The 26,477-nt window shown below is 61.0% G+C and carries 24 protein-coding genes; 11 read left to right on the forward strand and 13 right to left on the reverse strand.

Annotated elements, in window-relative coordinates; all coding sequences use genetic code 11:
* Positions 1 to 41 precede the first annotated feature (41 nt).
* The 3 genes from ACXAIC_RS12660 to tldD form a co-directional block, all read right to left on the reverse strand.
* Positions 42 to 1,859, reverse strand: a complete 1,818-nt coding sequence (locus tag ACXAIC_RS12660) for a monovalent cation:proton antiporter-2 (CPA2) family protein (protein ID WP_475179077.1) — start codon at positions 1,857 to 1,859, stop codon at positions 42 to 44.
* A gap of 483 nt (positions 1,860 to 2,342) precedes the next feature.
* Entirely contained in the window at positions 2,343 to 2,957 is a 615-nt protein-coding gene (locus tag ACXAIC_RS12665) for an HAD-IA family hydrolase (protein WP_475179078.1), read from the reverse strand.
* Between the two features lie 19 nt (positions 2,958 to 2,976).
* Positions 2,977 to 4,401, reverse strand: coding sequence for a metalloprotease TldD (tldD, locus tag ACXAIC_RS12670; RefSeq protein ID WP_475179081.1), 1,425 nt, complete (start codon positions 4,399 to 4,401; stop codon positions 2,977 to 2,979).
* Positions 4,402 to 4,920: 519 nt separating this feature from the next.
* Here tldD and ACXAIC_RS12675 point away from each other — a divergent pair.
* Both ACXAIC_RS12675 and ACXAIC_RS12680 read left to right on the forward strand, forming a co-directional pair.
* Positions 4,921 to 5,148 carry a hypothetical protein gene (locus ACXAIC_RS12675; RefSeq protein WP_475179083.1) on the forward strand — a complete coding sequence of 76 codons (228 nt, stop codon included), beginning with the start codon at positions 4,921 to 4,923 and terminating at the stop codon, positions 5,146 to 5,148.
* A gap of 111 nt (positions 5,149 to 5,259) precedes the next feature.
* The gene (locus tag ACXAIC_RS12680) at positions 5,260 to 5,472 is read left to right on the forward strand and encodes a DUF2093 domain-containing protein (RefSeq protein ID WP_475179085.1); all 213 of its coding nucleotides are present in this window, start codon (positions 5,260 to 5,262) and stop codon (positions 5,470 to 5,472) included.
* A 32-nt stretch (positions 5,473 to 5,504) separates the two neighbouring features.
* Here the strand turns inward: ACXAIC_RS12680 and lpxK are convergent, their stop codons facing one another.
* The 6 genes from lpxK to ACXAIC_RS12710 all read right to left on the reverse strand — a co-directional run bounded on the left by lpxK (position 5,505) and on the right by ACXAIC_RS12710 (position 11,085).
* Positions 5,505 to 6,527, reverse strand: a complete 1,023-nt coding sequence (lpxK, locus tag ACXAIC_RS12685; protein WP_475179087.1) for a tetraacyldisaccharide 4'-kinase — start codon at positions 6,525 to 6,527, stop codon at positions 5,505 to 5,507.
* Positions 6,511 to 7,848, reverse strand: a complete 1,338-nt coding sequence (locus ACXAIC_RS12690; protein ID WP_475179090.1) for a 3-deoxy-D-manno-octulosonic acid transferase — start codon at positions 7,846 to 7,848, stop codon at positions 6,511 to 6,513. Before ACXAIC_RS12690 ends, lpxK begins: the two co-directional genes overlap by 17 nt.
* Positions 7,841 to 8,539 (reverse strand): lysophospholipid acyltransferase family protein, encoded by a 699-nt coding sequence (locus ACXAIC_RS12695; protein ID WP_475179092.1) that lies wholly within the window; start codon positions 8,537 to 8,539, stop codon positions 7,841 to 7,843. Before ACXAIC_RS12695 ends, ACXAIC_RS12690 begins: the two co-directional genes overlap by 8 nt.
* A 126-nt stretch (positions 8,540 to 8,665) precedes the next feature.
* On the reverse strand, positions 8,666 to 8,905 hold the full coding sequence (locus tag ACXAIC_RS12700; RefSeq protein ID WP_475179094.1) for a DUF4170 domain-containing protein: 240 nt from the start codon (positions 8,903 to 8,905) through the stop codon (positions 8,666 to 8,668).
* 37 nt (positions 8,906 to 8,942) lie between these two features.
* Positions 8,943 to 9,755: a 3'(2'),5'-bisphosphate nucleotidase CysQ gene (locus tag ACXAIC_RS12705; protein ID WP_475179095.1), complete on the reverse strand. Its 813-nt coding sequence runs from the start codon at positions 9,753 to 9,755 to the stop codon at positions 8,943 to 8,945.
* Positions 9,742 to 11,085, reverse strand: a complete 1,344-nt coding sequence (locus ACXAIC_RS12710) for a TldD/PmbA family protein (protein WP_475179098.1) — start codon at positions 11,083 to 11,085, stop codon at positions 9,742 to 9,744. Before ACXAIC_RS12710 ends, ACXAIC_RS12705 begins: the two co-directional genes overlap by 14 nt.
* Positions 11,086 to 11,487: 402 nt before the next feature.
* Between ACXAIC_RS12710 and ACXAIC_RS12715 the strand changes: the two genes are divergently transcribed.
* On the forward strand, positions 11,488 to 12,078 hold the full coding sequence (locus ACXAIC_RS12715) for a DUF6101 family protein (RefSeq protein WP_475179101.1): 591 nt from the start codon (positions 11,488 to 11,490) through the stop codon (positions 12,076 to 12,078).
* 58 nt (positions 12,079 to 12,136) lie between these two features.
* Here ACXAIC_RS12715 and ubiA read toward each other — a convergent pair whose 3' ends face one another.
* The gene (gene ubiA / locus ACXAIC_RS12720) at positions 12,137 to 13,081 is read right to left on the reverse strand and encodes a 4-hydroxybenzoate octaprenyltransferase (RefSeq protein ID WP_475179104.1); all 945 of its coding nucleotides are present in this window, start codon (positions 13,079 to 13,081) and stop codon (positions 12,137 to 12,139) included.
* Positions 13,082 to 13,280: 199 nt separating this feature from the next.
* Here ubiA and purD point away from each other — a divergent pair, with 199 nt between their 5' ends.
* From purD to ACXAIC_RS12750, 6 genes are all read left to right on the forward strand, one after another.
* The gene (gene purD / locus ACXAIC_RS12725) at positions 13,281 to 14,564 is read left to right on the forward strand and encodes a phosphoribosylamine--glycine ligase (RefSeq protein WP_475179107.1); all 1,284 of its coding nucleotides are present in this window, start codon (positions 13,281 to 13,283) and stop codon (positions 14,562 to 14,564) included.
* A 96-nt stretch (positions 14,565 to 14,660) separates the two neighbouring features.
* Complete coding sequence (locus ACXAIC_RS12730; protein WP_475179109.1) at positions 14,661 to 15,566, forward strand: alpha/beta fold hydrolase; 906 nt, start codon at positions 14,661 to 14,663, stop codon at positions 15,564 to 15,566.
* Positions 15,567 to 15,819: 253 nt separating this feature from the next.
* Positions 15,820 to 18,987, forward strand: a complete 3,168-nt coding sequence (locus tag ACXAIC_RS12735; RefSeq protein WP_475179112.1) for a putative bifunctional diguanylate cyclase/phosphodiesterase — start codon at positions 15,820 to 15,822, stop codon at positions 18,985 to 18,987.
* Between the two features lie 95 nt (positions 18,988 to 19,082).
* Positions 19,083 to 19,988, forward strand: a complete 906-nt coding sequence (locus ACXAIC_RS12740) for a patatin-like phospholipase family protein (RefSeq protein WP_475179116.1) — start codon at positions 19,083 to 19,085, stop codon at positions 19,986 to 19,988.
* A gap of 115 nt (positions 19,989 to 20,103) precedes the next feature.
* On the forward strand, positions 20,104 to 20,442 hold the full coding sequence (locus tag ACXAIC_RS12745) for a hypothetical protein (protein ID WP_475179120.1): 339 nt from the start codon (positions 20,104 to 20,106) through the stop codon (positions 20,440 to 20,442).
* Between the two features lie 387 nt (positions 20,443 to 20,829).
* Entirely contained in the window at positions 20,830 to 21,672 is an 843-nt protein-coding gene (locus ACXAIC_RS12750; RefSeq protein ID WP_475179123.1) for an MBL fold metallo-hydrolase, read from the forward strand.
* Positions 21,673 to 21,733: 61 nt separating this feature from the next.
* Here the strand turns inward: ACXAIC_RS12750 and rsmD are convergent, their stop codons facing one another.
* Together rsmD and ACXAIC_RS12760 are read right to left on the reverse strand one after the other, a co-directional pair.
* On the reverse strand, positions 21,734 to 22,288 hold the full coding sequence (gene rsmD, locus ACXAIC_RS12755; RefSeq protein ID WP_475179125.1) for a 16S rRNA (guanine(966)-N(2))-methyltransferase RsmD: 555 nt from the start codon (positions 22,286 to 22,288) through the stop codon (positions 21,734 to 21,736).
* Entirely contained in the window at positions 22,285 to 23,553 is a 1,269-nt protein-coding gene (locus ACXAIC_RS12760) for a pseudouridine synthase (protein WP_475179128.1), read from the reverse strand. Before ACXAIC_RS12760 ends, rsmD begins: the two co-directional genes overlap by 4 nt.
* Positions 23,554 to 23,792: 239 nt before the next feature.
* Between ACXAIC_RS12760 and ACXAIC_RS12765 the strand changes: the two genes are divergently transcribed.
* The gene (locus ACXAIC_RS12765) at positions 23,793 to 24,260 is read left to right on the forward strand and encodes a nucleoside deaminase (protein WP_475179131.1); all 468 of its coding nucleotides are present in this window, start codon (positions 23,793 to 23,795) and stop codon (positions 24,258 to 24,260) included.
* Between the two features lie 146 nt (positions 24,261 to 24,406).
* A complete protein-coding gene (locus ACXAIC_RS12770; RefSeq protein WP_475179135.1) occupies positions 24,407 to 25,591 on the forward strand; it encodes a porin in 1,185 nt (394 codons plus the stop codon).
* 61 nt (positions 25,592 to 25,652) lie between these two features.
* On the opposite strand, the gene ACXAIC_RS12775 is transcribed toward ACXAIC_RS12770, so the two are convergent.
* A complete protein-coding gene (locus ACXAIC_RS12775) occupies positions 25,653 to 26,462 on the reverse strand; it encodes an alpha/beta hydrolase (RefSeq protein WP_475179139.1) in 810 nt (269 codons plus the stop codon).
* Positions 26,463 to 26,477: the final 15 nt, after the last annotated feature.

The raw sequence follows: 26,477 nt of genomic DNA on the forward strand, positions 1-26,477 counted from the left end.
CATGTCGAGCAAAAAGGCGCCAGAAACGGCGCCTTTTTTTTTCATTTGACCGGTTTAACGGCGGCCTCCTCCACCTCTGCCTTGTCGCTCTTTGTGTCATCCGGGGGCTTTCGCGGGGTCACCTGGTGCAGCCGGTCCGCCCCGGCAAACATGCCTTCCTCAAGCTGGACAGCCAGGCGCTCCAGGTCCCGGCCCCGGACATCTTCCTCGATCTGATCGATCCGGTTGAGCGGCGTACCAAGCGCTTCCAGTGCGGCCCGGCCAAACACCACGCTCGATTCAAAGGTCTCCCGGATCTGGAAATCGACCCCACGCCGCTGCAGATCGAGATAATGAGCCCGGTCGGTGGCGCGGCAGAAGATCAAAGCCTTCGGAAAGCCTTCGCGGACCAGCTCGATCGCCCGGCCCATCACCTTGTCATTTTCAATGCACATGGCCACCAATGCTGCCTGGCCCGCGCCGGCGGCCGCCAGCACATCGGCGCGGGTGGCGTCTCCGTAATACACTTTGTAGCCTTGCTTGCGGGCGTAATCGATCCTGTCCGGCCGGTTGTCGATGGCCGTGATTTCCAGGCCCTCAGATGTCAGGATCTGCGCGACCACCATGCCGAAGCGGCCAAAGCCGATCACCAGCACTGTGGGCGTTGCATCCTCAAAGGTTTCAATGGACGGGTTTTCAACGCCGCGGGCCTTGGCCCGGGCCGCAAGCCGGTCCAGAGCCAGACAGGCCAGCGGGGTGAGCAGCATGGTCAGGATGACCACGGCATTGAGCAAGTTGGCCGTCTGATAGCTGAGCAGGCTGTTGCTTACGGCCGCCGTGAAGAGCACGAAGGCGAATTCACCTCCCTGCGGCAGGGTGACCGCAATGCGCATCGCATCGGAATTGGGCGAGCCGGTGCTTCTTGAGAGCCCCCACAAGAAGCCCCCCTTCACAGCCATCACCACAGCCACGCCCGCGGCCACCATCATCCAGTTTTCAACGACCAGCGACACATCCAGCGACATGCCGACGGCCACGAAAAACAGCCCCATCAACAGGGAGCGGAAGGGTTCAATGTCAGCTTCCAGCGTGTGCCGGAAGCTGGATTCTGCCAAAAGGACCCCGGCCAGAAACGCTCCCAGTGCCATGGACAGCCCGGCCGCATGCATGATCCCGGCGCTGCCCAGCGCCACCAGAAGCGCCGCCGTGAGCATGACCTCCCGCGCCCGGCTGGCGGCCAGAAACAGAAAGATCGGCGATATCAGATAGCGGCCGGTCAGGATCACCGCTGCCACCGCGCCCAGAACAACCAGCAACTCGCTGGCGATTTCCGTTGCCGTTGACGGGCCTTCTCCCGGGGCCAGAATGGGGATCATCGCCAGAAGCGGCACAATGGCGATATCCTGCAGCAGCAAAATGCCAAACGCCCTCTGTCCATAGGGTGAGGACAACTGGCCGCGCTCTTGCAGAATCTGGAGGGCAAAGGCCGTCGACGACAGGGCAAGACCAAAGCCAGCGACAAGCGCCGTTGAAAGGGGCAGCCCAAACAGGCGCGCAAGGGCGAACAATGTGGCACCGGTCAAAACAACCTGAGCCGTTCCCAGTCCGAAAATATCGCGCTTCATGCGCCAGAGTTTTCTCGGGTCCAGCTCCAGCCCGATCACGAAGAGGAGCAGAACCACCCCCAATTCAGCCACATGGAGAACATCTTCTCCCGAGCCCAGAAGACGCAGCCCGTGCGGGCCGATGACAGCGCCAGCGGCCAGATAGCCGACAACTGAGCCGAGCCCCAGCCGCTTGGCGATGGGAACGGCGACGCAGGTCGCGGCAAGAAACACGATTGATTCAGCAAAAAACGGAGGTGCGCCCTCTGATGCCATCCCATCTCCTCTGCTCTGCTGGATCCCGAAAGTTCAGATCCACACCCGAACGATGATTCTATTTTATCAGGCTTCAGGCGCATGCTCTTTGATAAATCTAAAAAGAGCGCCTTAAAGGGATGTATAAACATGTTTTTCAAAGTCAAATTCTTTGCCCGCCGACACTGCGGCGCGCAGAACTTGAGAAAAACCGCTTAAAACTAAACTTAAAAGATCTCTTGGCCAGGAAGTTTCAGAAATGTTTCCTTGTCATGAAACTCAATTCGATTTGAGTATCACAAGTAAATTTTCCGCAAACGCATGATGCCCGCACCGGGACGGCGTTGTGCCTTCCTGGGCCATTGCACCCCTTAAGAGACCTAGTCAAAAATGACGGTCCCCTTGGCTCGGATCGCGTTGAAACAGATCTTCTGTGCGCCGACTCAACACAAAGCGATCTGCGCCACAGACGACCGGTTTGCCCTCCCATGGACGCGACACTCTCTAAATCAAACGATGGTCCTGAAGAAACGCCTTTAACCCGTCGAAAGACGTGTAGAGGTGCCCGGTCAGGCCTGCGGCTTCCGCGCCTATGACATTGTCGGCCCGGTCATCGATGAAAACACTCGTCTCGGGCGCATGGCCGTATTGCGCACATATAAGCCGGAAGACATCCGGGTCTGGTTTGCGGGCCTTGAAGTCGGCGGATACATGGGCCTTGTCCCCGAAGATCTCGATCATCTCCGGTGCGCAGACCGGCAGTGCCGCTTTCAGCATCATGCCGTTGTTGGTCAACAGCGCGGCATCGGTCTTTTCCGCCAACTGCCGCACCAGATCAATCACATCAGGACGCGCCCGCATCATCTTACGACGGATGTCCGCCCAAGTGCCGAAATCGATCGGGTATCCCAGCAAGGCTCCAAACTGGGCCAGATAGCCCTCGGCCGTTGCCGGATCTCCGGCCTCGGCCCGATTTTCATGGGGCCCGCCCCACACGGCGGCATCAATATCGGCCGCCGGACGTCCGGTCAGCTCCTCCAGCAGGCGAAGCCGGATCTGGTGATCGTAATCATAGAGCACCTGATCCATATCGAAGACCGCAAAAGTTACAGCTGGCATGCCGCGCCCCTGAAAGAAATCACAGCGCAGTGCCCCCGATCGTCATTCCATTGATACGCATGGAAGGCTGGCCAACGCCGACCGGAACCCCCTGGCCCTGCTTGCCGCAGGTGCCCATGCCCGGATCGAGTTTCATGTCATTGCCAATCATCGACACACGGGTCAGGGCATCGGGGCCGTTGCCGATCAGCATGGCGCCTTTCAGGGGCGCGCCCACCTTGCCGTTTTCCACCCGATAGGCCTCGGTGCAGGAAAACACGAACTTGCCGGAGGTGATGTCCACCTGCCCTCCGCCAAAGGAGACCGCATAGATGCCGTCCTTCACAGAGCTCAGGATTTCGTCCGGCTCCTTGTCCCCTGCCATCATCACGGTATTGGTCATGCGCGGCATCGGAATATGGGCAAAGGACTGACGGCGGCCATTTCCGGTCGGTGCCATGCCCATCAGGCGCGCATTCTGCCGGTCCTGCATATAACCTTTCAGGATGCCATCCTCGATCAGCACGGTCCGGCTGGCCGGTGTGCCCTCATCATCCACAGTCAGGGAGCCGCGCCGGTCCGGGAGGGTGCCGTCATCGACAATCGTTACCCCGGGAGAGGCCACCCGCTCGCCCATAAGCCCGGCAAAGGCGGAGGTCTTCTTGCGGTTGAAATCCCCTTCAAGCCCGTGGCCGACCGCTTCATGCAGCAAGATGCCCGGCCAGCCGGGCCCCAGCACAACATCAAAGGCCCCCGCCGGAGCGGGGACGGCTTCCAGATTGACCAGCGCCTGACGGAGTGCTTCATCCACGCCCCCCTGCCAGTTTTCCGCCGTTATAAAGCGCTCGAAGCCTTCCCGGCCGCCGCAGCCGAACGACCCGCTTTCCTGACGCTCATCCGTTCCGGCGACAACGGAAATGGACAGGCGCACCATGGGGCGGACATCGCGCACCAGATGCCCGTCAGCCCGCAGAATTTCCACCACCTGCCAGGATCCGGCCAAGGAGGCACTGACCTGGCGCACCCTTGGGTCCTTCGCCCGGGCATAGGCGTCAATGTCCTGAAGCAGCTTCACCTTGTCTTCAAAGCTCGGACCGCCCAGCGGGTTGGCATCGGTATAGAGCGACTGGTTGGTGCGCGCAGGGGCGGCCGCATAGCTGCCCGAATAGCCTTTCTTGACCGCGCTCACCGCCTCGGCCGCCCGTTTCAGAGCGCCTTCGGAGATGTCGCCCGCATGGGCATATCCCGCTGCCTCTCCGGCCACAGCCCGCAGGCCAAAGCCTTGGGCGGTGTCGTAGTTGGCGCCCTTCAGACGGCCGTTGTCAAAGACCAGCCCTTCTGTCTGCCGGTATTCAACGAACAGCTCGCCGTCATCGGCTCCAGAGAGCGCCTCTTCCGTAATCCGTTTGGCGGTCTCCAGACCGAGGCCGGACGTTTCGATAAGATCGGTTGTTGAAAGGGTCATGCCAGTGTCCTGTTCCGGCCGCAGATCAGCCGGGCGGTTGGGGCTCCGGAAAGGGGCCCGGGAAGCTCTTGGATGGCAACATAAGCGCTTTGCCGCAAATTTCACATGAAATCCCGGAAATTCCACTTGAGAGATTTTAACTTGAGTATAATATTCATATTAAAATCTGCGTCCGATACGCAGACTGTCAGCCGAGCCGTTGAACCGCTCTGCCAGCTTTCAGCTCCTTTTTCCTCGTGTCAGCCGCCGCTCCAACCCGCGCTCGGCCAAAGGATTTTCTATGTCCAGATTTTCAGGCCCGCCCGCAGGCGGCCCGATAACCTCCTTTCACGACGTTGCCGCCCGGCGCGGGGACGGGCTTCACCCTCTCCTGCGTGAGGCTCTTTGCAAAAGCGGCACTGTCTCCGGCCCGCCGGCGGACAGCGGGGTGCAAGACAACAAAGTTGTCCCGCTCCGGACCGGCCAATCAGCCTTAACCGGCAGCCGCGCAGCCTTCAGCGGCACAGGGGAACAGAGCCGGTGAAAACGGTTCTTGTGGCGTTGCATTTGGTGGCCTGTCAGCCAGACCTTCTGATCTGCCGCGATCTGTCTCCAGACAGCAAACGCTGGGCCGATATGGACCTGTGCCAGAAGGACCGCCCGGCGGAAATGGAACGGGTGAGGCAAGGCCTGCCCGTCTGGGCGGTCGTGATGGCCCGCTGCCGGTATCTTATCGGGCGCGACCGGCGCAGCCTGCCTGTGTTCTGAACCGGCCTGTCAGCAATCGGCTGAGGGTTTGTGCGCCGAAGGTCTTGCCCAGCGAAGTCCTTTTGCCTTACAAGAAGCTCATAGTGCGAGCAGAAAACACATCCGGCCCCCATGAACCGTTACGAAAACCCGCGAATTCCCAGTGAAGCCCGTGTGCGCTATCTGGATGGCGACTATCAGGTCGAGACGCCGGGAACCTTTGTGCGCTGTGCGGTGACGGGCGCTGCCATCCCCTTGGATGAGCTGAAATACTGGTCTGTGGAACATCAGGAAGCTTATGTGGATGCCAAAGCGTCCATGAAGCGTTATCTGGAAACCCACTGACGCGCAGCTTGTGCCTCAAGACCCGTCAAGTCTCACCCGGAAAAGGACCTTGCCCGAAGTTTTTCGCGGATGAGCGCCTTCAGACGGTCTAAATCGTCAATTTCCATGGTCACCTCAAGCACATCTGCGCGTGAGGCAATCCAATGGAACAGTTCTCCGTCCGCAGAGGCAAGACGGGCCATGTCCTTTGCGGTCGTGACCAGCGTCAAGTCTCCGGCTTCAGCTTCCGTCAACAGGTCACGCACCTCTGCTTCGCTGTAGCTGTGGTGATCGGGAAAGTCCCGGGTCTTGCGCACCGTGTAGCCAAGCTCTTCCAATGAGGCATAGAACTTTTGCGGCCTGCCAATCCCGGCAAAGGCAAAAAGGCCGGCTCCCTCCAGCGCCGCATTGGGGAGCGGACGGATATGCGCATGCAACAGGGGCAGTCCCTTGCGGCTGGCAAGTTGCACAGCTGCGTCCGCCGCCGTCCCCTCTCCGATCTGCACAAGGCAATCGGCCTTGATGATCTGCTTTTGCGCGGGAGCCCGCAACGGCCCGGCCGGAAAACACCTCCCATTGCCAAAGCCGACCGCGCAATCGACCAGCAGAAGGCTCAGATCCTTGAAAAGGGACGGGTTCTGGAAGCCGTCATCCATCAGCACCAGATCAATGTCCTGCGCCTCGGCAAGGCGCGCGCCTGCAGGCCTGTCGGAGGCAATCACGGTCGGGCCATGACCGGCCAGCAGCAGAGCCTCGTCGCCCACGTCTTGTGCGCTGTGCTGTCCCGGCTCCACGAGCAGGGGGCCATTGTTGCGCCCCCCATAGCCGCGCAGCAGAAAGCCCGGCTTAAACCCTTCGGCCCGGAGTGTCTGCGCAAGGGCAATCGCAAAAGGGGTCTTGCCCGTGCCCCCAACCACAAAATTGCCGATACAGATCACCGGCAGACGGCTTCTGGCCTTGGGCGGAGCGAACAGCCGGCGCCCGGCCACACTCCCATAAAGCCAACCCACGGGACGCAGAAAATGTGCAGCAGGCGGCTGTTCCGCCTGCCACCAGAAATCAGGAGACTTGCCCATTCAGCGCCTCCGTATCCCGCGGCATACCCGCTGCCGGTTCGCAGCTGTCTGCCGTCAGATAAGGCGCCAGGATGGTCAGCGTCTTGTTCAGCGCGCCCCGGCCTTCTTCGACAATGGCCCGTGCCCGGCCCGCCTGCTCCTGGCCGGTCCGCGGTGTGCGCAACAGGGCCGCCACCGCTGCTGCCAGATCCTCCGGCTCCTCCACCTTTATGGCCGCATGCTTGCTCCAGAACTCCTTGTAGACCGCGCGGGCATTGGCCACTTTCGGCCCAGTCAGCAATGCCGAACCCACCAGCGCCGCTTCCACCGGATTGTGCCCGCCGGCCTCCCCAAAGGAGCCGCCGAGAAATGTGACCGGGGCCAGGGAATAAAAGAGGCCCATTTCGCCCAGCGTATCGCCTAGAAAGACCCCGCACCGGGCTGAGAGCAGAGCACCAGAGCTGCGGGTGATGACTTCCAGGCCGCACTTTGTGGCGAGACCACAGACCTCCCCGGCGCGGACCGGATGGCGCGGCACGAGCACCAGAAGCAGGTCGGGAAAGGTCTGCTGCAACTGTATATGGGCCGCCAGCACCGCGTCTTCCTCCCCCGGATGGGTCAGAGCGGCGAGCCAGAGTTTGCGCCCCGCAATCTGCTGTTCCAGAAGCGCGACGGTCTCCCCGTTCACCGGCGGAGCATCGGCGTCAAATTTCAGGTTGCCCGGGCTGTCGACCGCCAAACTTCCAAGCCTGGAAAATCGCTTTGCGTCTGCAGAACTCTGGGCGAGCACCCGGTCCGGACAGCTGAAGACGAACCGGGCCAGCGGGCCCACTTTCGACCAGGTATGGAAGGACTTGTCCGACAGGCGGGCATTCAACAGCACCAGCGGGATCTTTCGGCTGCGCAGTTCATCAAACAGGCAGGGCCAGATTTCAGATTCCACAATGAGGGTCAGGTCGGGTGACCAATGTGTCAAAAACCGTTTCAGCGGACCGGGGGCATCAAAGGGCATGAACTGGTGCCGGGCCCCGTCGGGCAGCCGTTTTTCAGCCAGCTCGGCCGCCGTCACCGTGACGGTTGTCAGGAGCACCTTGTGCCCGGCCGCCGTCAGCCGCTCGATCAGCGGCAGCACCGAGGTGGTCTCGCCGACACTGGCCGCATGGACCCAGATCAGTTTTCCGGACGGGCGCGGCACGGTGCTGACCCCGAAGCGTTCTCCCTTTCGTGCGGCGACCTCCTTGCCGGACCGGCTTCTGAGCCAGAAAAGACCATGGAAAAGCGGCGTCAGGCCGCGGGCCAGGGCCCGGTAAAAGCGCAACAGAAAGGGGCTCTGTTCAGCCATTCGCCCTGCCGACAAGTTCATAGGCCCGTTTGGTGGCCGCGTTCAGCCCGTCTTCCACCTTGAGACGGAAGGCTTCCAGCGCCGCGTCTTCAGTGTCATTGGGCACCCAGATTAGCTCGCCAACGGCAATGCTTCCCCGGCCGAAAGGTAGATTGACGCTGGCCTTGTCCCAACTGTCAAGCTCGATGCTGCGGCTGGTGGCAACCGCCACCGGCAGGATCGGGCGGCCGGAATGTTTGGCCAGTTGAACAATGCCTTCACCCGCATGTCGTGCAGGGCCCTTTGGCACATCGGCCGTCATGGCAATGCTGAAGCCTTCGCGCAGCGCGCGGACAGCTTCGATGAAGCCGCGCATGCCCCCCCGCTTCTTGATCTGACGGGCATTACGGCCGCCGGAGGCCCGGATCAGGCCAAGCCCGAGTTTGCGCGCGGCAATCGCATTCACCTCGCCATCGGCGGAGCGGGATATCATGACCTTGGCGGGCCAGTGTTTCGGCTTGGCAAAGGGCACCATGAAGTGCTGTCCGTGCCACATAGCCACAATCACCGGCAGGTCCTCTTGCGTCTCGGCATGCACATGCTCCGGCTCGATCGTGAACCGGTTGGTGAGATAGACAAGCTTGAGATAGCCGGCGAGCGCCGTACCGATAGCGGCCAGAACCAGAGGATGGCGGCCGAGGCGTTTGATCATTTTTCTTATCGCCTAAAAAGAGGTTCCCGGAGAAAAGGGTATTCACACGCGCACGAGTGAACACCCAAAATTTGACCGATTTCAGAAATTGAGAGGATCTTGCGCAGTGTCCTTGCGCAAGAGGCTTCAGGCCGCCGCATCCGGGTCCAGAAGCCGGTGCATGTGCACGATGAAATAGCGCATATGCGCATTGTCGACCGTTGCCTGTGCCTTGGCCTTCCAGGCCGTGTAGGCTTCGGCGTAGTTCGGATAGATGCCAACGATGTCCAATTCGTCCAGATCGCGGAACGTCAAGCCTTCCGGCGATTCCAGCTCTCCGCCAAAAACCAGATGCAGCAGCTGTTTGGGGGTGTCAGTCTCGCTCATGAGCTTCCTCGCTAATTTGATCACGGCACCGTGCGGGTCACCGGATCACGTCTTTCAGCACGGCGCGCACAGGACCTATAAGGGCGCAAGACGCCGCAATCAATGCCGGGTGGCCGGTCCGGTTCCGGTTGTAGAACAGGCCCTGTCCGGCCACGTCCGTCACCTGTCCGCCTGCTTCCTGCACCAAAAGATCGGCGGCGGCAAGATCCCAGTCACTGGGCCCGCCGCGCGCTGTCCCAACGTCAATGCGCCCGGCCGCTACCATGGCCAACCGGTAGGCCAGAGACCTGAGAATCTCCGCCTTTTCAAAGCCTGCCGCAGCGACATCAACGTTCGAGATGATGGAATGCGTTCCTGTCAGACGCGCGCCTTCGATCCGGCCGTGCTCTGAAACGAATATTTTTTCCCCATTCAGCCAGGCGCCCCCCCCGGTCCGCGCCAGAAACATTTCCTCCCGCCGGGGACAAAAAACACAGCCTGCGACCGGCCGGCTATCCTCCACCACCGCAAGCGCGATGGTCCATTCATCGCCACCGGCCAGAAACGCGCGGGTGCCATCAATCGGATCCACGATGAAGACGCGCTTGCGGCTCAGGCGGATCTTGTCGTCGGCGGTTTCCTCCGAAAGCCAGCCATAGTCCGGCCGGGCGCTGAGCAGCCGGTCCGCCAGAAAGCGGTCGACGGCAAGATCGGCTTCCGAGACGGGGGACTTATTGCCCTTGTACCAGGTCTCCAGACCCTGGCCGAAATAGCCAAGGGCCAGATCGCCAGCCTGGCGGGCGGCGGCCTCCAGCAGCGCCAGATCCGCCTCCAGCTCGGCAGGGGTCAAGGCCTGATCAGTTTCCGGCAAGCGCCATTCCTTCAATCATCAGGGACGGGGTAGCCGCGGAATAGCGGTTGTCGAGATCACTGCCGGGCACGAGCCGCTTGAACATGTCATTCAGATTGCCCGCGATGGTGATTTCGCTCACCGGTTCGACAATCTGGCCATTTTCGAACCAGAACCCGGCCGCACCCCGGGAGTAGTCCCCGGTGATCCCATTGACGCCATGGCCGATCAGGTCAGTCACCAGCAGGCCGCTGCCAGCCTCGGCCATTAAGGCCTCAAGAGAGTTCTCCCCCGGCATCAGCGTGATGTTGGTTGGCCCAGGCGCGGTGCCGCTGCCGCTGCGATGAGCCCGCCCGTTGGGGTGCAGGCCCAGTTCGCGCGCCGATGCCCCATCCAGAAACCAGTGTTGCAGAACCCCGTCCTCGACCATGTTCAACAGCGCCGCAGAGGTGCCTTCCCCGTCAAAGGGCCGGGTCGCACCACCGCGCCGCTTGAACGGGTCGTCCACAATCTGAATGCCCGGCGCAAACACCGCTTCGCCCATCCGATCTTTCAGAAAACTGGTCTTGCGGGCGATGGACGCGCCGTTGATGGCACCAGTCAGATGCCCAAGCATGCTGCGGGCGGCCCGGGATTCGTAAATGACATTGGCGGTGCGGGTCGACAGTTTCTGCGGATTGAGACGGCGCACCGCCCGCTCGCCTGCCCGTCTTCCGATCTCCGCCGGAGCCTCCAGATCCTCAAAGTAGGAGCGGCTGTCAAAGTCATAGTCCCGCTCCATGGCCGTTCCATCTCCGGCCACCGCCGTCATGGACATGCCATAGCGGGAGGTCATATAGGCGCCCTGGAACCCGTGGCTGGTGGCCAGAACGACCCCGGCAAGCCGCCAGGAGGCCCCTGCCCCACCAGATTTGCTGACCCCGTCCACCGCCAGACCGGCCGCTTCAGCCTCCAGTGCGATGTCCGACAGGGCCTCCGCCGTCATCTGCCTGGTGTCGAGCAATTCCAGCTCCGGCAGGTCCCGGATCAGCAACTCGTCATCAGCAAGCCCGGCAAAGGGGTCTTCCGGCGCCACCTTGGCCATCGCCACAGCCCGTTCGGCCAGCGCGGCCGGGTCATCCAGCTGGTTGGCGGAGACGGCGGCTGTCCGTTTACCGACAAAAACGCGCAACGTGACATCGTCGCCCTCCGCCCGCTCTGTCTCTTCAACCTTGCCCTCGCGCACATCAACACCGAGAGACACACCGGTCACTGCGACCGCATCGCAAGCATCGGCCCCCGCCTTGCGCGCGGCTTCGACAAGGCGCGCCGCCCGGGACTGCAATTCGCTCTGATCAATCAATTCTGACATTTACACCGCCTTGACGTGTCTGACTGGGGCGCCCCAAGGGCCGGATATGGTGGCAGGGCGGGCCGGATTGCAAGCCGTGGCAAGCCTGTCTTGCCATTCTGCCCTTCAAGTCCTTCGGGGCAGGGTCAACTCCCGTTGGTATTACGCTCCGGGTCCGGCCACTGCAACAACGGGAAGCGGAAAGGGCACAACCTATTCAGCATCCGTGCTTTTCAAGAAGCTTGCACCCGTGCCGGCCGCCTGTGCCCGGCAACAGAGTAAACAAGACGTTTCCGGCATGCTTACAATCCGGTAACCCTCTTTAAAATCATAGTTTTTTAACTCTATCTCTTAAGTGGTTCACGACTCTTCTTCGTTAGTCTGGTTGCATCATAGAGACCAAAAGGTCCGACGGAGAGTCATTTGAGACGTCAAACAGAAAGACAGGATCCAACGGCAACCGGGACAGGGGCAGACACTCTACTGCATCCCGGCTGCCTGCCGGTCCGCTTTGAACAAAGGCTCGAACCCCGCCCCGGGACGATGGCCCTTCCGGCCGAGATCATTCTGGACCGGGACAAGGTCATCATCAAACGCCGTCTTGCCGGTGTGCCGGTCCGGGTTGTGGCCGCCATCAGCGCCTTCGACGGGGTCATGGTGCGGATCGTGCCGGGGGAAGCCCCCGGGGAGATCGCCGCCTCCCTGATCCTGAAACACCCTGACAGCGCCCTGTCCATCACTCTGGCCGAACGGGCCGGGTCCGACGATCTGGCCGTGCTGTGGAGCCGCTGGGCGCAGACATTGAATCTGCCGATGCTGGTGTGTGATCTGGGTGGCGATGTCAAACCGATTGATGCCTATAGCGCGACACCGGCCGGAGGCCCTTCCCCGCGCCGCAAGCTGCGTCTTTTGACCGGCCGCCGCCCGCGCTTTTTGAACAAGCGCCAGCCGGGCCGTCCCGCCGCCGCGTGCAGCATGTTCATCAATGAACGGGAAATCATCGCCCGCAGCTGACGCGGGCGCCTTGCAGGATTCTCTGGCGCTTTGACAGGGGACACCCTGCTTTCAAGCGTCAGAGCCCGGCAACAAACCCATCGGCAACGAAGCCTGCAAACAGGATCCAGCCATAGGTGGAATTGGAGCGGAACAGCTTCAGGCACTGGTCGCCGTCATCAATATTCAGCACCACCACCTGCCAGCCCAGATGCCCCACCCCTGCGACCAGACCTGCAAAGGCGAGCGGGCCCGCATCGGCCAGAGAGGCCGCCAGGGCGAACAGCACGGTTGCCATGGCATAGAGCACAATCAGAGCCGGTTTGGTGCTGTCCCCGAAGAGGCGGGCGGTGGATCTGACGCCCACCAGCGCATCGTCTTCCTTGTCCTGATGGGCATAGATCGTGTCATAACCGATCGTCCAGCAGATCCCCCCCAGATACAAAAGTACCGGTGCCAGGGACAGGGACCCGAAGGCCGCCGCCCAGCCCATCAAGGCGCCCCAGGAAAACGCAAAGCCCAAAAACAATTGAGGCCAGTTGGTGATGCGTTTCATGAAGGGGTAGATCGCCACCGGAAGCAGGGAGGCAATCCCCAGGCCAATGGTGAAGCTGTTGAACTGCAAGAGCACCAGCAAGCCAATCAGGGCCTGCCCCACCAGAAACACCGCCGCCTGGGTTTTGGTGGCCTGGCCTGCCGGAATGGGCCGTGAACGGGTCCGCTCGACCTTGGCATCGATATCCACATCGACCAGATCGTTAAAGGTGCACCCAGCCCCGCGCATGGCCACGGCGCCAATGAAGAACAGCACAAGGTGCCAAAGGTTTGGCCAGCTGCTGCCAGAGGCAATCGCAGCGAGCGCGGCGGACCAGCAGCACGGCCACAGCAACAGCCACCAGCCGATAGGCCGTTCCCATCTGGCCAGACGTGCATAGGGGCGCAGCGGCGCCGGAAGTTTCGTATCGACCCAATGCTGCTTGACCGCGTCAGCAACCGGCCCCGTGTCCCTGGTGGCGAAAAACATTTTGTCCTCTTAATGCGTCTGCCAACTTTTACAGAACTTGCCCGCCGATTCCATCCGGCAAATGCGCACAGGCCTTGCCCCTTTCCCCTCGCCCCCCGATTTGCGGGCCGCGGCGGGCCATGATAGACCCCGCTCTGCAACGCTGACCCATCCAATCCGGCGTCAGCGACACGGATATTCTGCGAAAGACCGGCGAGACATGAGACTGCTGCTTCTTGGATCCGGCGGGCGTGAACACGCCCTGGCCTGGGCCTTGGTGAAATCCCCAAAACTGAGCAAACTGTTCGTTGCGCCCGGCAATGCCGGCATCGCCAGCCTGGCGGAGCTGGTGGATCTCGACGTCACCAACCATGACGCTGTCATCGGCTTTTGCCAGCGTGAGGCCATTGATCTGGTGGTTGTTGGCCCGGAGGCCCCCCTGGTGGCCGGTCTGGTGGATGATCTAGAAGCGGTCGGCCTGAAGGCGTTCGGCCCCGGCAAGGCGGCCGCCCAGCTGGAAGGGTCCAAGGCCTTTACCAAGGGCGTCTGCGACGAGGCCGGCATTCCGACAGCCGGATATGGGCGCTTCGCGGACCGGGACGACGCACTGGCCTATCTGCGCGAAAAAGGCGCCCCGATTGTGGTCAAGGCGGACGGTCTGGCCGCCGGGAAGGGCGTTGTCGTCGCCATGACCCTGCCGGACGCAGAAGCCGCTGTCACCGCCTGCTTTGAAGGCTCGTTCGGAGATGCAGGGGCTGAAGTGGTGATTGAAGAGTTTCTGGAGGGCGAGGAAGCCAGCTTCTTCGTGCTTTCGGACGGCATAAACGCCCTGCCGCTGGTCACCGCCCAGGATCACAAACGGGCCTTTGACGGCGATCAAGGCCCCAATACAGGCGGCATGGGCGCCTATTCTCCCGCCCCGGTTCTGACCGATGCCCTCGTGGACCGGGTGATGTCCGAAATCATCACCCCAACGATTGCAACGCTGGCTGCACGCGGTACGCCGTTCAAGGGCGTGCTATATGCGGGGCTGATGCTGACGGCAAACGGCCCGAAGCTGATTGAATACAACACCCGGTTCGGCGATCCCGAGTGCCAGGTGATGATGATGCGCCTGAAAAGCGATTTTCTGGATCTGGTGCTGGCCAGTGTGGACGGCACCCTGGATCAGGCCCGGGCCGACTGGCGTCAAGACACCGCCCTGACGGTTGTCATGGCCGCCAGGGGCTATCCGGGCGCCTATAACAAGGGCACGGAAATCAGGGGCCTGAACGGGCTCGATTCCGGCACCGTGACTGTGTTTCACGCCGGAACAAAGCAGGACGGGGCCTCGCTTCTGGCCAATGGTGGCCGGGTCCTTAACGTGACCGCTCTGGGCACCACGGTCGCTGAAGCCAAGGAACGGGCCTATGCAGCCGTGGAGCAAATCGACTGGCCAGAGGGCTTTTGCCGAAGCGACATCGGCTGGCGGGAACTTGTCCGGGAGCAACAGAAAAACAGCTGAGCGACTGCCGTGCCTTTCCGGTAAATCGCCAGTTGCGCCGCCCCGGCTTCTTGCTCTACAGCTAGTAGATCCAGGCAAATTGGTCAGGGGAACGGGTTGAGGACAGATCTTCCGGATCTTTTTCCGGACTTCGACACCAGACGGGTCCAGGCCAACGGGATTGGCCTGTTCTGCAGGATCGGCGGCTCCGGACCGCCTTTGCTGCTGTTGCATGGCTATCCCCAGTCCCATGTGATCTGGCACAGGATGGCCCCGGAGTTAGCCCGGCATTTCACGCTGGTCTTACCTGACCTGCCCGGATACGGCAGCTCCGACGTCCCGCCTGTCTCCGCCAGCCACGAGGCCTATTCCAAGCGCAGTATGGCAGCCGCCATGCGTGAATTGATGCGTGTTCTGGGGTTCGAGCATTTCTATCTTGCAGGTCATGACCGGGGTGGCCGTGTCGGCTACAGGCTCGCGCTCGACCATCCGGAAGCCCTGCTCAAACTGGCCGTGCTCGATATTCTGCCGACAGCGGACTATTGGGATCAGCTGGACCGCGCCTTCGGGCTTAAGGTCTATCACTGGACCTTTCTGGCCCAGCCGTTTCCCTTTCCGGAAAAAATGATCGGCGCCGCGCCGGTCCGCTATCTGGAACACACCCTGGCCAGCTGGACCGCCGCAAAGACACTCGACTGTTTTGACCAAACCGCTCTCGCCCACACCCGCAGCTGGTTCTGCGATCCGGACCGGATTTCCGCCTGCTGCGAAGACTACCGCGCCGGTGCCACGTGCGACTACGAGCATGATGACGCAGACCGGCAGGCGGGACGGACCCTCAAGCCGCCCATGCTGGCGCTGTGGGGCGACAAGGGCATCGCAACCAGTGTGGCCAATCCCCTTGAGATGTGGCGGGCCTGGTGCCCGCATGTGACCGGTCAGGCGGTGCCCGCCGGACACTTTCTGCCGGAAGAAGCCCCAAAAGAAACGTGTAACGCCTTGTTGCAGTTCTTTTCTCAATAAGCAAAGCAGTAGCTTGCAATCGGGCTGTCCGGCAGGATTTCTTGCGCTCTACTAGCTCGAAAACACTGTCTTTCCGGAAATGCCCTACCGGTCTCTTAATGCAATTTAACAACTGCATTCAAAACAATTTAACTATTCAGGTTTATTGAGAAAATTGGCAGTTATGGTTTTGAAAATAAACACTCGCGCAGCCATGTGATGAAGGTGTCCATTTCCATCCCTGCCGTCCAGATCGCAGCTGCGGCTGCCGGGGGTGACAGTGCAAGGTCTTGGAAGTCAAAATCCGGGGACACGGACGCATCTGCGTGGGCAAGAGCCCGGTGGACGCGGCGAAGAAGGTCTGCTTGACCGGATTGTCCGGAAGCTGTGCCCCGATGATCAGAATTTCGAAAAACCGCTCAGGCTCGTGTTCCTGTCTTTTCTGGCGCTCGTTGTCTGTGTCCTGACCGTTCAAAACATCGTGTCCGAATACCGGAACCTGCAGGCCCCGCAAGATGCGATTGCGCGGAGCGCTGAACGGCTTCTGGAAAAACAGCGGGCCTTCGGCGCCAGAATGCTGGACAGCATCGTTCAGGAAGCCACAGGGACCCCCGCATTTGAAAACGCGCTACGGCTCCAGGACACGGCCAGGCTCAAACACATTGCCGACGCGCTGGTGGCTTCCCGTTCCTCGATCCCTGATCTTACGGGCCTTGCCGTGTTCGGCCCCAATGAGGATCTGCTCTATCCGGTCGCAGACGCGGGCGAAGCAGCCCCCGCCTCAGGGCTCTACCGGTTGACGGACGGGATCGAGATTGCCCCGGACAACCGGTTCGCCGTTGGTGTCTACCGGCAGGTGGTGTCTGACGGCGAGCTCCTCGGCTATCTCAAACTGACCGTGGATATCGAGCATTCCCTGTCGCTTGCAAGCGCGGCGGTTGACGCTCAGATCATCAAGATCTGTGACGTGTCTTCCAAGGCAACGGAAGACGCAGCCACTGAGCCTTTCAAGGTCCTCGGCAGTCTGGCGCCAGCGGGGACAGGTCTGGACGCATTTTCCATCGGCACCCAGGATCTGAGAGACTTGCAGCCGTTCTACCTGCAGAACGACAGAATTTTTATGGCGCGGGACTTGCCGGTCGGTGCCAGTGTGGCCGACACGGACTTCAAGCTGCTTCTGGTCAAGGACGTGACCGGCAATGTCTGGTCTTTCATTCGCGGCATTCTTGTGTCGATCCTCGCCGGCTCCGGTCTGTCCCTCATTGCCTGGGCCGTCATCCAGCGCCTGCTGGTCCGCCTGCAAATGTCCGTTCAAACAAAACGGTCCCGGCTGGAAGCCGAGGTACGCAGCTATACAAAACGCCTGGAAGCCAACAATGCCCGGCTTCTGGAGGCCCAGAGGATCGCGGCGGTGGGCAGCTGGGAACGGGATCTGGAAACCGACGAAGTCAGTGGCACTGAAGAGTTCTTCCGGATCATGCGCATATCGCGGGACGTTCCCTCAAAACAGATCCTTGAACGGGTGTTCATGCAGATCCCGGAAAATGAACGCCAGGCCACCCGCTTGCTCGTTGAGCGCGCGATCAACACCTGCGGCGGTTTTGATTTCGAACATTCCCTGATTCAGGAGAACGGATCGTTCCGGACCATGCATGTGCGCGGCCGGATCGTTGCGGCAGCAGATGGCACCCCCAAAAAGGTCCTGGGGACCATTCACGACATAACCGAGCGCACGGAGGCTGAACGCCAGACCAATCTTTTGGCCAAGATCCTGGAATCTTCGCTCAACGAAATCTACATTCTCGACGCCAAAACCTTCCGGTTCGAACACGCCAACAAATGCGCGCTCGACAATCTGGGCTATGGCATCGATGCCCTGAAAGCCCTGCATCTTTGGGACATCAACCCGATCTACACCAAAGATACGATCCTGCGTCAGGTCCGGCCCTTGCAAAACGGCGAGCTGGAAGGGCTTTCGGCCGAATGCCTCCACAAACGCAAGGATGGCAGCGAATATCCTGTCGATCTGCGGGTCCAGCTGCTGAAGGAGCGGGACCAGGAGCTGGTCGTCCTGATCGCCAACGACGTGAGCGAACGGGTCCAGCGGGAAACAGAGACCCGGGAAGCGCGGGTCAGGGCCGAACGCCTTGCCTATTTTGATCCGCTGACGAAACTGTCCAACCGTGCGGGCTGCCAGCGGGACGCCAAGAGCCTGTTTGACCGGGACGGCAAACCCGCATTCCTTGTCCATGTGGACATGGACAATTTCAAACGGGTCAACGATACGCTCGGCCATGTGGCCGGAGACTACTGCCTGGAAGAGACCGGCCGCCGCTTGCGTGAAGTCTCAAGGGGCCTCGGCACACCATACCGCTGGGGCGGGGACGAATTCGTCATCATTGCGGAAAACGACCAGTCCGATCCGAATGAACTGTTCGAACGGGCCCGGCGCCTGATGCGCGCGCCCATGGAATTCAACGGCAACCGGTTCTGGCCGACAGTCAGCATGGGGGTTGCCCTGTGCCCGCAAGACGGCACCACGTTCGACGATCTTCTCAGCAATGCGGATCTGGCGCTGTATCAGTCCAAGGAAAACGGCAAGGACCGATTCACTTTCTTCACCCCCAGCATGAAGACCGAAAGCGAGGCTGAGGCCCGGATCGAGCTGGAGCTGCAGGACGCGGTCAAGAAAAACCAGTTTTTCATGGTTTTCCAGCCCCAGGTGAACCTGCGGTCCCAGGCGATCACAGGGGTCGAAGCCCTGGTCCGCTGGAACCATCCGACCCAGGGCACCATGGCTCCGGGGCAGTTTCTGCATGTGTTGGAAAAGTCAAATCTGGCCCCTGCCTTTGGGAGACTCGTTATCGACAACGCCCTTGCCGCCGCAAGGCATTGGCTCGACCGGGGGCTGGACTTCGGCCGGATCTCCATCAATGTCTCCCAGTCCCACCTTGCATCAGGCATGCTGGTCGACCATTTCAAGGCGGCGATGGCAAAACACCGCGTCGACCCGGAGCGGATTACGGCAGAAGTGCTGGAATCAGTCTTCCTGAACGACAACCGGTCGGGCCACCTTGCGGCTCTGCGTGAACTCGTTGACATGGGCATTCACATCGAGCTTGATGATTTCGGCACCGGCTATGCGTCTTTGACCCATGTGGCCGGCCTGCCGATTACCGGGCTGAAGATCGACCGGTCCTTCACCACCCAGATGATCGAGGACTCCCGCAAGGAAGCCGTGGTCAACCAGCTGGTCCACCTGGCCCGCTCGCTCGATATTTCCGTTGTCTGCGAGGGTGTGGAAACGGAAGCCCAATATGCCCGCCTGCGCATGATGGGCGACTTCTCCATCCAGGGCTTCCTGGTCGCCGAACCGATGACGCTGAAGCAGATGACCACCTGGATGACCGCAACGTCCGGCGATCTTTACTACGTAATCTGATTTCGAAGCGGCGGACCCTGGCCCCCTGCCCTTGGAAAGCGCGGGACCGGTTCCCATGTGAAAGAGGCTTGATCTTCCAACCGGGACCCCGCCCCATGGCTTCTGCCTCCCCTTCCCCGTCCGCAGCTTCGCCGTCCTCTCACGCGTCTTTGGCGCCTGCCTCAAAAGCGCCCAGGATCGGCCTTGCCCTTGGCAGCGGCGGCGCCCGCGGTCTTGCTCATATTCCCGTTCTGGAGGCCCTGGACGATCTGGGCCTGACCCCGGTCCAGATTGCCGGCTCCTCAATCGGGGCCATTCTGGGGGCCGCCTATGCAAGCGGTCTGAGTGGTCAGGACATCCGCCAGATCGTGCTGGACACGTTTTCTGACCGCAACACGGTTCTGGCGAAAGTCTGGCAATTACGCCCCCGGCGCTTTGCGGACATGTTCCGTTCCGGCCCCGTGCAGTTTGACCCGCAGCGAGTGCTGGAAGTTTTTGTCGCAGAGCATCTGCCTGAGACCTTCGAGGACCTGAAGATCCCGCTCCGGCTGCTGTCGACCGATTTTTACGGATGTGAGGAAGTGGATTTCGAAACCGGCCCGCTGTTGCCTGCAGTGGCTGCATCCGTTGCGATTCCCGCTCTTTTCCGTCCGGTCAAGCACAATGGAAGGTATCTGATCGATGGCGGCGTTGTTAATCCACTGCCTTTTGAAGGCATGCGTGCAGCATGTGACATTGTGATCGCTGTCGATGTGGTCGGCGCCCCCGTACCGCGCCCGGACAAGGACGAAATCAACATGCTGGACAGCATGTTCGGCTCCGCCCAGATCCTGATGCAAACGATCACAAACCAAAAACTCCGGATAGAACAACCAGATATCCTGGTCCGCCCCCCTCATGACAATATCCGCGTTCTCGATTTCATGAAGGCCGACCGCATTCTGGAACAGGCGGAAGCTCTGCGCAGCTCCACAAAAGACCAGCTGACAAAATTGATAAAAGAGTCAATCAAAGTTACTTGATTGCCACATGAGTATTTTTCACAATATAAGGTTTATTTATTAAAATACGAGCATAAATTAATAAATGATTCAACAGAACAAGAGACCCTGATCTTAAATTACTAGGGGCTAGACAATGCAAAATTCGGGATCTACAGATCTGGATACCTGCCCGGTTCCGGAAAACATGCTCAAGAGGCTTCTGGGCGCCACTTTGACAGCCGTCAAGGATGTGGCTGCCACCTTGCCGGATGAGCAACGCGCATCGCTTGCGGTCTATTGCTACCGGCGGGCCCATTTCCGGGATCTCGGCCTGTCCCTTGCGGCCCAGTGCAGCCGCTCCGCTCTGATGATGGAAGCCGGCCATGCCGGAGAGCTCATCTATGTGCAGGCAACCGCTCAAACGTCAAAAAATGCCGACACGGGCCTGCGCTCGCGAGGGGGAAAGCCTCCCGTCAGTCTTCACGTGGTCTGAAAATCCCTTCAGGGGCGGGTACTTCCTCCCACCTGCTCCCACCTATGGCAACCGCCTGCGCACCCAAGACAGCAGGCCGGTTGCCTTTTTCTTTTGCACCGCCGCATAGCTGCCCCGGCCCTTTCTCCCAGGCAGACACATTCCAATTTTCCCGGAAAACTGCGGTCTACCTTGCCTGATGCAATCCGACCGCTACCTTTTCCCTTTGAAGCAAACCGCGCTTCATCGGAAGTCCCGCTTTCTGCCTGAGATCAAAGATTTCAACGCAAACGGAAAAACAGATAGACTGTGACGAAACGCGGCGCGCTCAATGGCGAAGCAGGTTCGGGGACCGGCAGGATGGCGTTTGGAGGTTTTGATCGTTGCTTGGTCCGGATTCGGACCATCATGCCGCGCAGCCCGTTTGAGGCAGCTGGCAAGGTGCGAAGATTTGTCTGTGCAGGGCTGCTGGCGCTGGCTGTCCTGTTTATGGCCCAGCCGGCCTCGGCCATTTGCCAGGTCGTCGCCCAGGCCCCGCTTGCGCCGCTTGAAACCGGCGAGCTGCGGGTCTGGCAGGCGGAGCTGCAAACCGGTCAGGTGCAGATCCGCTATATCGGCCATTCCACCTTCGAGCTGGAAACGCCTGCGGGTGTGCGGATTGCCACCGACTATAACGATGTCTACCGCCCCTTTCTGCCGCCAACCGTTGCCACCATGAACGGCGCCCACTCGACCCACTATTCCCTGTCGCCGGATCCAAGCATCGAACATCTCCTTTACGGCTGGAACCCGAAGGGCGGCCCGATGGATCACGACCTCACAGTGGAAGATGTCCGTATCCGCAACATTCAGACCAATATCCGCGGCTGGGACGGGGAGACCCGGCGCCTTGGCAATTCGATCTTCATCTTCGAGGTCGCGGATCTGTGCATTGCCCATCTGGGCCATCTGCATCATCGGCTAACCCAGGAAGATCTGACCCGGCTGGGGCAGATTGATGTGGTTTTTGCCGCAATCGACAATTCCTCAACCCTGCGCCTCGACAGCCTGATGGATGTGCTGCAGAATATTGGCCCGGCCATGGTGATCCCTATGCATTTCCATTTTGCCGGAGCGCTGGAAGCCTTTACGGCGCGGGCGGGCGAAGCCGGATATGAAATTGTGCGGGCGCCAACGGCAAAAGTGATCGTCAGCCGGGAAAGCCTTCCAGCCGTCAAGACCGTCTACATCATGATGCCTGGCGGCGCCTGACCGGACCGTCCTGTCAGAGACATTGCTTCATGCCCAACCTCAAAGGCCAGGGATCCGGACCTTAGGAAGCCTTCAAAAACACCACCTGGCTGTCCCCGGCCCGGCGCCGGTCGAGTTCGTCAAAGCCTGCGGGCGGCTCGATCTGGGCAGAGGCGCGTTCTTCCAGAACGCAGACCGCGCCCGGCATCAGCCAGCCGCCGTCGCGCGCAGAAGCCAGAGCCCGTTCGCCCAGAGCCTTGTCATAGGGCGGATCGGCAAACACCAGGCCGAAAGGCTCGATGGTGCCGGTCTCGCCAAGACGGGTCGCATCCCGGCGGAAGATCTTGGCTGCCCCGTTAAGCCCCAGGGTTTCCATGTTGCGGCGGATCACCCCGCGCGCTTCCGCGCCTTCTTCAATGAAGGTGCAGTGGCGCGCGCCCCGGCTGAGCGCTTCAAAACCAAGCGCGCCGGTTCCGGCAAACAAGTCCAGAACCCGCACGCCGTCGATCTCCACGTCCAGCCCGTGAGCAAGAATATTGAAAATCGTCTCCCGCAGCCGGTCACTGGTGGGCCGGGTTGTCTGGGATTTTGGCGTGGCCAGGGCTGTGCCCTTGAAGCGTCCGGCAACAATCCTCAAGAGCGGTCTCCACCGCGCGGTCCACCCCTGCCGCCGCGCGGCGGGCCGCCCCTGTCCTGTTTGTCACGGCTGGTGCGCGATTCCTGCTGTTTGTCTTCGACCAGCCCCTCGTCGCTCCAGATCCGGCGGGCGGGCGCGCTGCGCTCCTCGGGAAAATCACGGCGCGGTTTGGGCTCGGATGTCATGCGGAAACGCGAGCGCGGCGAAACCTTTTCCTGCCGGGGCCCGGCATTGCTGCGCTTTGCCTGTTTTTTCGGCCCATCGCCGCTGCCTTTAGCCGCCTTGCGCCGATCGGTTTGCGACCGGCCTTCCCGGGCGCTCAACCATTTGCCCTGAGCGCCGTCGCCAGTGCCGGATTTGTGGGCGCCGCCGGGACCACGCCGTTTGTCACCTTGTTTCTTGGCCGCCTCCTGCTGGGGCTGATGCAGGATCGGGGCGTCGAAATCGGCTCCGGCCTGCTCAATCAGTCCGTCGCCCAGCTGGTCCCGCAGAACCCGCCCGCGGATTTCCCGCACATCGCCTTCCGGAAGGTCCATCAGCTGAAAGGGACCATAGGACAGGCGGATTAGCCGGTTCACGGCCAGACCCAGATGTTCCAGAACCCGTTTGACTTCCCGGTTCTTGCCCTCGCGCAGCCCCACGGTCAGCCACACATTGCCGCCCTGCTCCTTGTCGAGCGTCGCCTCGATGGCGCCGTAGAGGATACCCTCAATGGCAATGCCGTCCTTGAGCGCATCCAGATCCGCCTGGGTCACCTTGCCGAAGGCGCGCACCCGGTAGCGGCGCAGCCAGCCGGTCGCCGGAAGCTCCAGCACCCGGGCAAGCCCGCCATCATTGGTCAGAAGCAGCAGGCCTTCCGTATTGATGTCCAGCCGCCCGACGGTCAGAACCCGGGGAAGATCCGCCGGCAGACGGTCGAACACGGTCGGCCGTCCTTCGGGATCCTTGTTGGTGGTCACCAGCCCCTTGGGCTTGTGATAGAGCCACAGCCGCGTGCGTTCGCGCATCGGCAGCGGCTCGCCGTCTACCACCACCCGGTCGGACATGGTCACGGTCACCGCAGGTGTGGTCAGTTTTTTGCCATTCAGTTCCACCCGTCCGGCCTCGATCCAGGTTTCGGCTTCCCGGCGCGAACACAGCCCGGCCCGGGCCATGACCTTGGCGATCCGTTCACCGTCCCCGGAGACCATCTGGACGCCGGCCGCAGCCGGTTTTGACCCCGACGGCTTGCGGCCGGGGAACTTGGTGTGCTTTTTCGGCGGCACGTCTGCCGCCCGCCCCTTGCCTATTGGCGGCCCTGGGCGTTTTTGAGAAGGTTTTCTTGTCGTCATGGGGGCGTCATAGCAGAGCTTGCGCGTTTCGGAAATCGGTTCCTGCCGTCAAATCTGCAAGGGAGCCCTTTTCCTGACGCATGGCCCATGCGAAACAGCGGCAGCACCGGAGATCTCAAAGAGTCCCGGCAGTTTTAAAGCAAGCTTGAAAAACACCTGATAGTCTTTAGCCCATGACCCAAACGAACCCAAAGGGGAAGCAGCCCTCCTTCATGCGCCTTGCCCTTGAAGAAGCCGAAGCGGCGGCGGCCCGGGGGGAAGTGCCAGTTGGCGCCGTTCTGGTGAAAGACGGACAAATTCTCGCCCGGGACGGCAACCGCACGCTGGAGCTGAATGACCCGACCGCCCATGCGGAAATTCTGGTAATCCGCAGCGCTTGCAGCCTTTTGGGCTCGCAGCGCCTGACCGGCTGCGACCTTTATGTCACTCTGGAGCCCTGCCCCATGTGCGCAGCGGCCATCTCCTTTGCGCGCATACGGCGGCTCTATTATGGGGCGGGAGACGAAAAGGGCGGCGGTGTGGAGCACGGCACCCGCTTTTACTCTCAAGACACATGCCACCACGTGCCGGACGTGTATTCCGGCATCAGCGAGACAGCCTCCGTAAAATTGCTTAAAAGCTTCTTTCTTTCAAAACGATAGCTCCAGTTTGCGTTGCAAAAGAGCAACAGCTCCGCCTCCAACTTCCGTTGCGACGTTTTTAGTGTCCAATGCTGTTAGCAAATCGTCACGAAGCGAACCCATAGTAAGATTAAGATCAATTTTCGCCTCGTCTTCGGAGTGACGTTATGACACGCTTTGCCCTTCTTGGATCCTTTGCGGCTCTTGCCGCCGCAGCATCTCCGGCGCTGGCCGCCGATCTGCCGGTGGCGCCGGAACCGGTTGATTATGTCCGGATCTGTGATGCGTATGGAAGCCGGTTTTACTACATCCCCGGTACGGAAACCTGCCTTCGGGTTCGTGGCCGCCTGCGCACAGAATTCCGCGTCCGCAATTTCGGAGAATCTGAAAATGCCTGGGGTGACCGGGACACGGATGGCTATCAGTGGCGCACGCGCGGCTATCTCTATCTGGATGCCCGCACGGCCACCGAGCTGGGCACCTTGCGCACCTATATCGAAATGTACATGCAGCAAACCAATGACAGCGGCGGCTTCTCGCTGGAGAAGGGCTACATTCAGTGGGGCGGTCTGCTGGCCGGGAAGGCGGAATCGAATTTCGATTTCTTCACCGGCTATTCGATGGACGCGCAGATCGAATCCTATTCTGATCAGAAAACCAATCAGATCGCCTACACTTATGCGTTTGGCAGCGGCTTCAACGCAACGCTTGCCCTGGAAGACCGCTCCGACCGGGAAACCAGTATCGGCCTGAACGGCAGCACGTTGGATTACGGCGGTACACGCATGCCGAATGTGGTCGGCGCCCTTGGCGTTTCCCAGGGCTGGGGCAAGGCCCAGATCATGGGCGCGCTGCATCAGGTCTACCCTGATGCGGTCTATAACCAAACGACCGGCGGATCCGAGGATACGCTCGGCTGGGCGCTTGGCGCCGGGGTGGAAGTCAAGTTTGGCGGCCTTGGAAAGGGCGGCAAAATTGCGCTTCAGGGTGTCTATACCGATGGCGCCAGCGGCTACGGGTCGACCGGCTGGAACAGCCGGATCACCGATGCCACCTGGGATGGCAACAGCACGGACACCACCAAAACCTGGAACATTTTCGGCGGCGTCAATCTGGGCCTGACCGATACGGTCGACGTCAATCTGGAAGGTGGCTATCACTCTGTGGATGCGGGCACCGATGCCTTCGACTTCACCCAGTGGAGCGTGACCGGCAACGCCATGTGGGAACCGGTCGACGGCTTCGAGATGGGCCCCGAACTGCAATACCGGGATCTGAACTTCGACAGATCTTCAGGGCTGGAGGACACTTACGAAGTTTACGGAACCTTCCGTCTCCAGCGCTCGTTCTAGGGGGCAGGCCCCGTCCTGACTTGTCCCGTCCCTGGCTTGTCCCGTCCTAGCTGGCCCATCCCTAGCTGGCATGGGCCTTTGCCCAGCTGGCTTTGACCGCCTCAAACAGCCCGTTGTCCCACAGGTCGCTATGGCCGCCCCCCTCAAGGATCAGCAGATCCTTGGGCTCCGGGGCAAGCTCATAGAGACGGTGCCCATGCGCGGGCGGAATGATCCGGTCCTCGGTTCCGTGAACGATCAGGAGCGGCGCCTTAAGGGCGCCAATGCGGTCCCGGGTCTTCATGGGATCTTTCATCAAAAGCTCGACCGGCAGCCACGGATATTGCTCAGCTGCAATGTCGACGAGAGCTGTATAGGGCGCTTCCAGCACCACAAGGCCCGCCCCAGGCCGGTCTGCGGCGACAGCAGCCGCCACCCCGGTGCCAAGGCTTTCCCCGTGAAGGATCACCGGCCCACCCACATCTGACAGCCGGTCGAAATGTTCCAGAGCATCTGCCAGAAGGGCTTGTTCAGACGGGCTGCCGCTGCTGCCCGGATAGCCCCGGTAGGTTGGCGCATAGAGGCCGTAGCCGCCTTCCAGGATTTTCTGGAATCGTTTCGAGCGGGCCGACAGCGATCTGGAATTGCCATGGAAATAGAGCACCGTCGGAGCGCCGTCAGTGGACGGTTCCGCCCGCCAGACCGGAATTTGCGTGCCATCGGCCATGACGGCCGTCTCGACGAAGACCGTGTCCAGACCCTTGTCTGCCGGTGTTTCCAATTCACCCGCCGGCACGAACACGAAGCTTCGCTGGTTGAAGTACATATATCCCGCCGCAGCACCATAGGCAGCGGCCAGGGCAACGAGGATCTTGACCAGACCGTTTCTCAAGCCCTGCTCCTCCCG

It is taken from the genome of Roseibium sp. AWQ4_254 (genome assembly GCF_056161025.1).

Bases quoted from the DNA above. Each gene is read 5' to 3' on its own strand.
- tldD (WP_475179081.1), bottom strand. From the start codon at position 4,401: ATGACCCTTTCAACAACCGATCTTATCGAAACGTCCGGCCTCGGTCTG.
- ACXAIC_RS12700 (WP_475179094.1), bottom strand. From the start codon at position 8,905: ATGAGCGAGACTGACACCCCCAAACAGCTGCTGCATCTGGTTTTTGGC.
- ACXAIC_RS12750 (WP_475179123.1), top strand. From the start codon at position 20,830: ATGCCGCGCAGCCCGTTTGAGGCAGCTGGCAAGGTGCGAAGATTTGTC.
- ACXAIC_RS12660 (WP_475179077.1), bottom strand. From the start codon at position 1,859: ATGGCATCAGAGGGCGCACCTCCGTTTTTTGCTGAATCAATCGTGTTT.
- ACXAIC_RS12765 (WP_475179131.1), top strand. From the start codon at position 23,793: ATGACCCAAACGAACCCAAAGGGGAAGCAGCCCTCCTTCATGCGCCTT.
- ACXAIC_RS12665 (WP_475179078.1), bottom strand. From the start codon at position 2,957: ATGCCAGCTGTAACTTTTGCGGTCTTCGATATGGATCAGGTGCTCTAT.
- ACXAIC_RS12690 (WP_475179090.1), bottom strand. From the start codon at position 7,848: ATGGCTGAACAGAGCCCCTTTCTGTTGCGCTTTTACCGGGCCCTGGCC.
- ACXAIC_RS12770 (WP_475179135.1), top strand. From the start codon at position 24,407: ATGACACGCTTTGCCCTTCTTGGATCCTTTGCGGCTCTTGCCGCCGCA.
- ACXAIC_RS12710 (WP_475179098.1), bottom strand. From the start codon at position 11,085: ATGTCAGAATTGATTGATCAGAGCGAATTGCAGTCCCGGGCGGCGCGC.
- ubiA (WP_475179104.1), bottom strand. From the start codon at position 13,081: ATGTTTTTCGCCACCAGGGACACGGGGCCGGTTGCTGACGCGGTCAAG.
- lpxK (WP_475179087.1), bottom strand. From the start codon at position 6,527: ATGGGCAAGTCTCCTGATTTCTGGTGGCAGGCGGAACAGCCGCCTGCT.
- ACXAIC_RS12740 (WP_475179116.1), top strand. From the start codon at position 19,083: ATGGCTTCTGCCTCCCCTTCCCCGTCCGCAGCTTCGCCGTCCTCTCAC.
- ACXAIC_RS12745 (WP_475179120.1), top strand. From the start codon at position 20,104: ATGCAAAATTCGGGATCTACAGATCTGGATACCTGCCCGGTTCCGGAA.
- ACXAIC_RS12680 (WP_475179085.1), top strand. From the start codon at position 5,260: ATGAACCGTTACGAAAACCCGCGAATTCCCAGTGAAGCCCGTGTGCGC.
- ACXAIC_RS12695 (WP_475179092.1), bottom strand. From the start codon at position 8,539: ATGATCAAACGCCTCGGCCGCCATCCTCTGGTTCTGGCCGCTATCGGT.
- purD (WP_475179107.1), top strand. From the start codon at position 13,281: ATGAGACTGCTGCTTCTTGGATCCGGCGGGCGTGAACACGCCCTGGCC.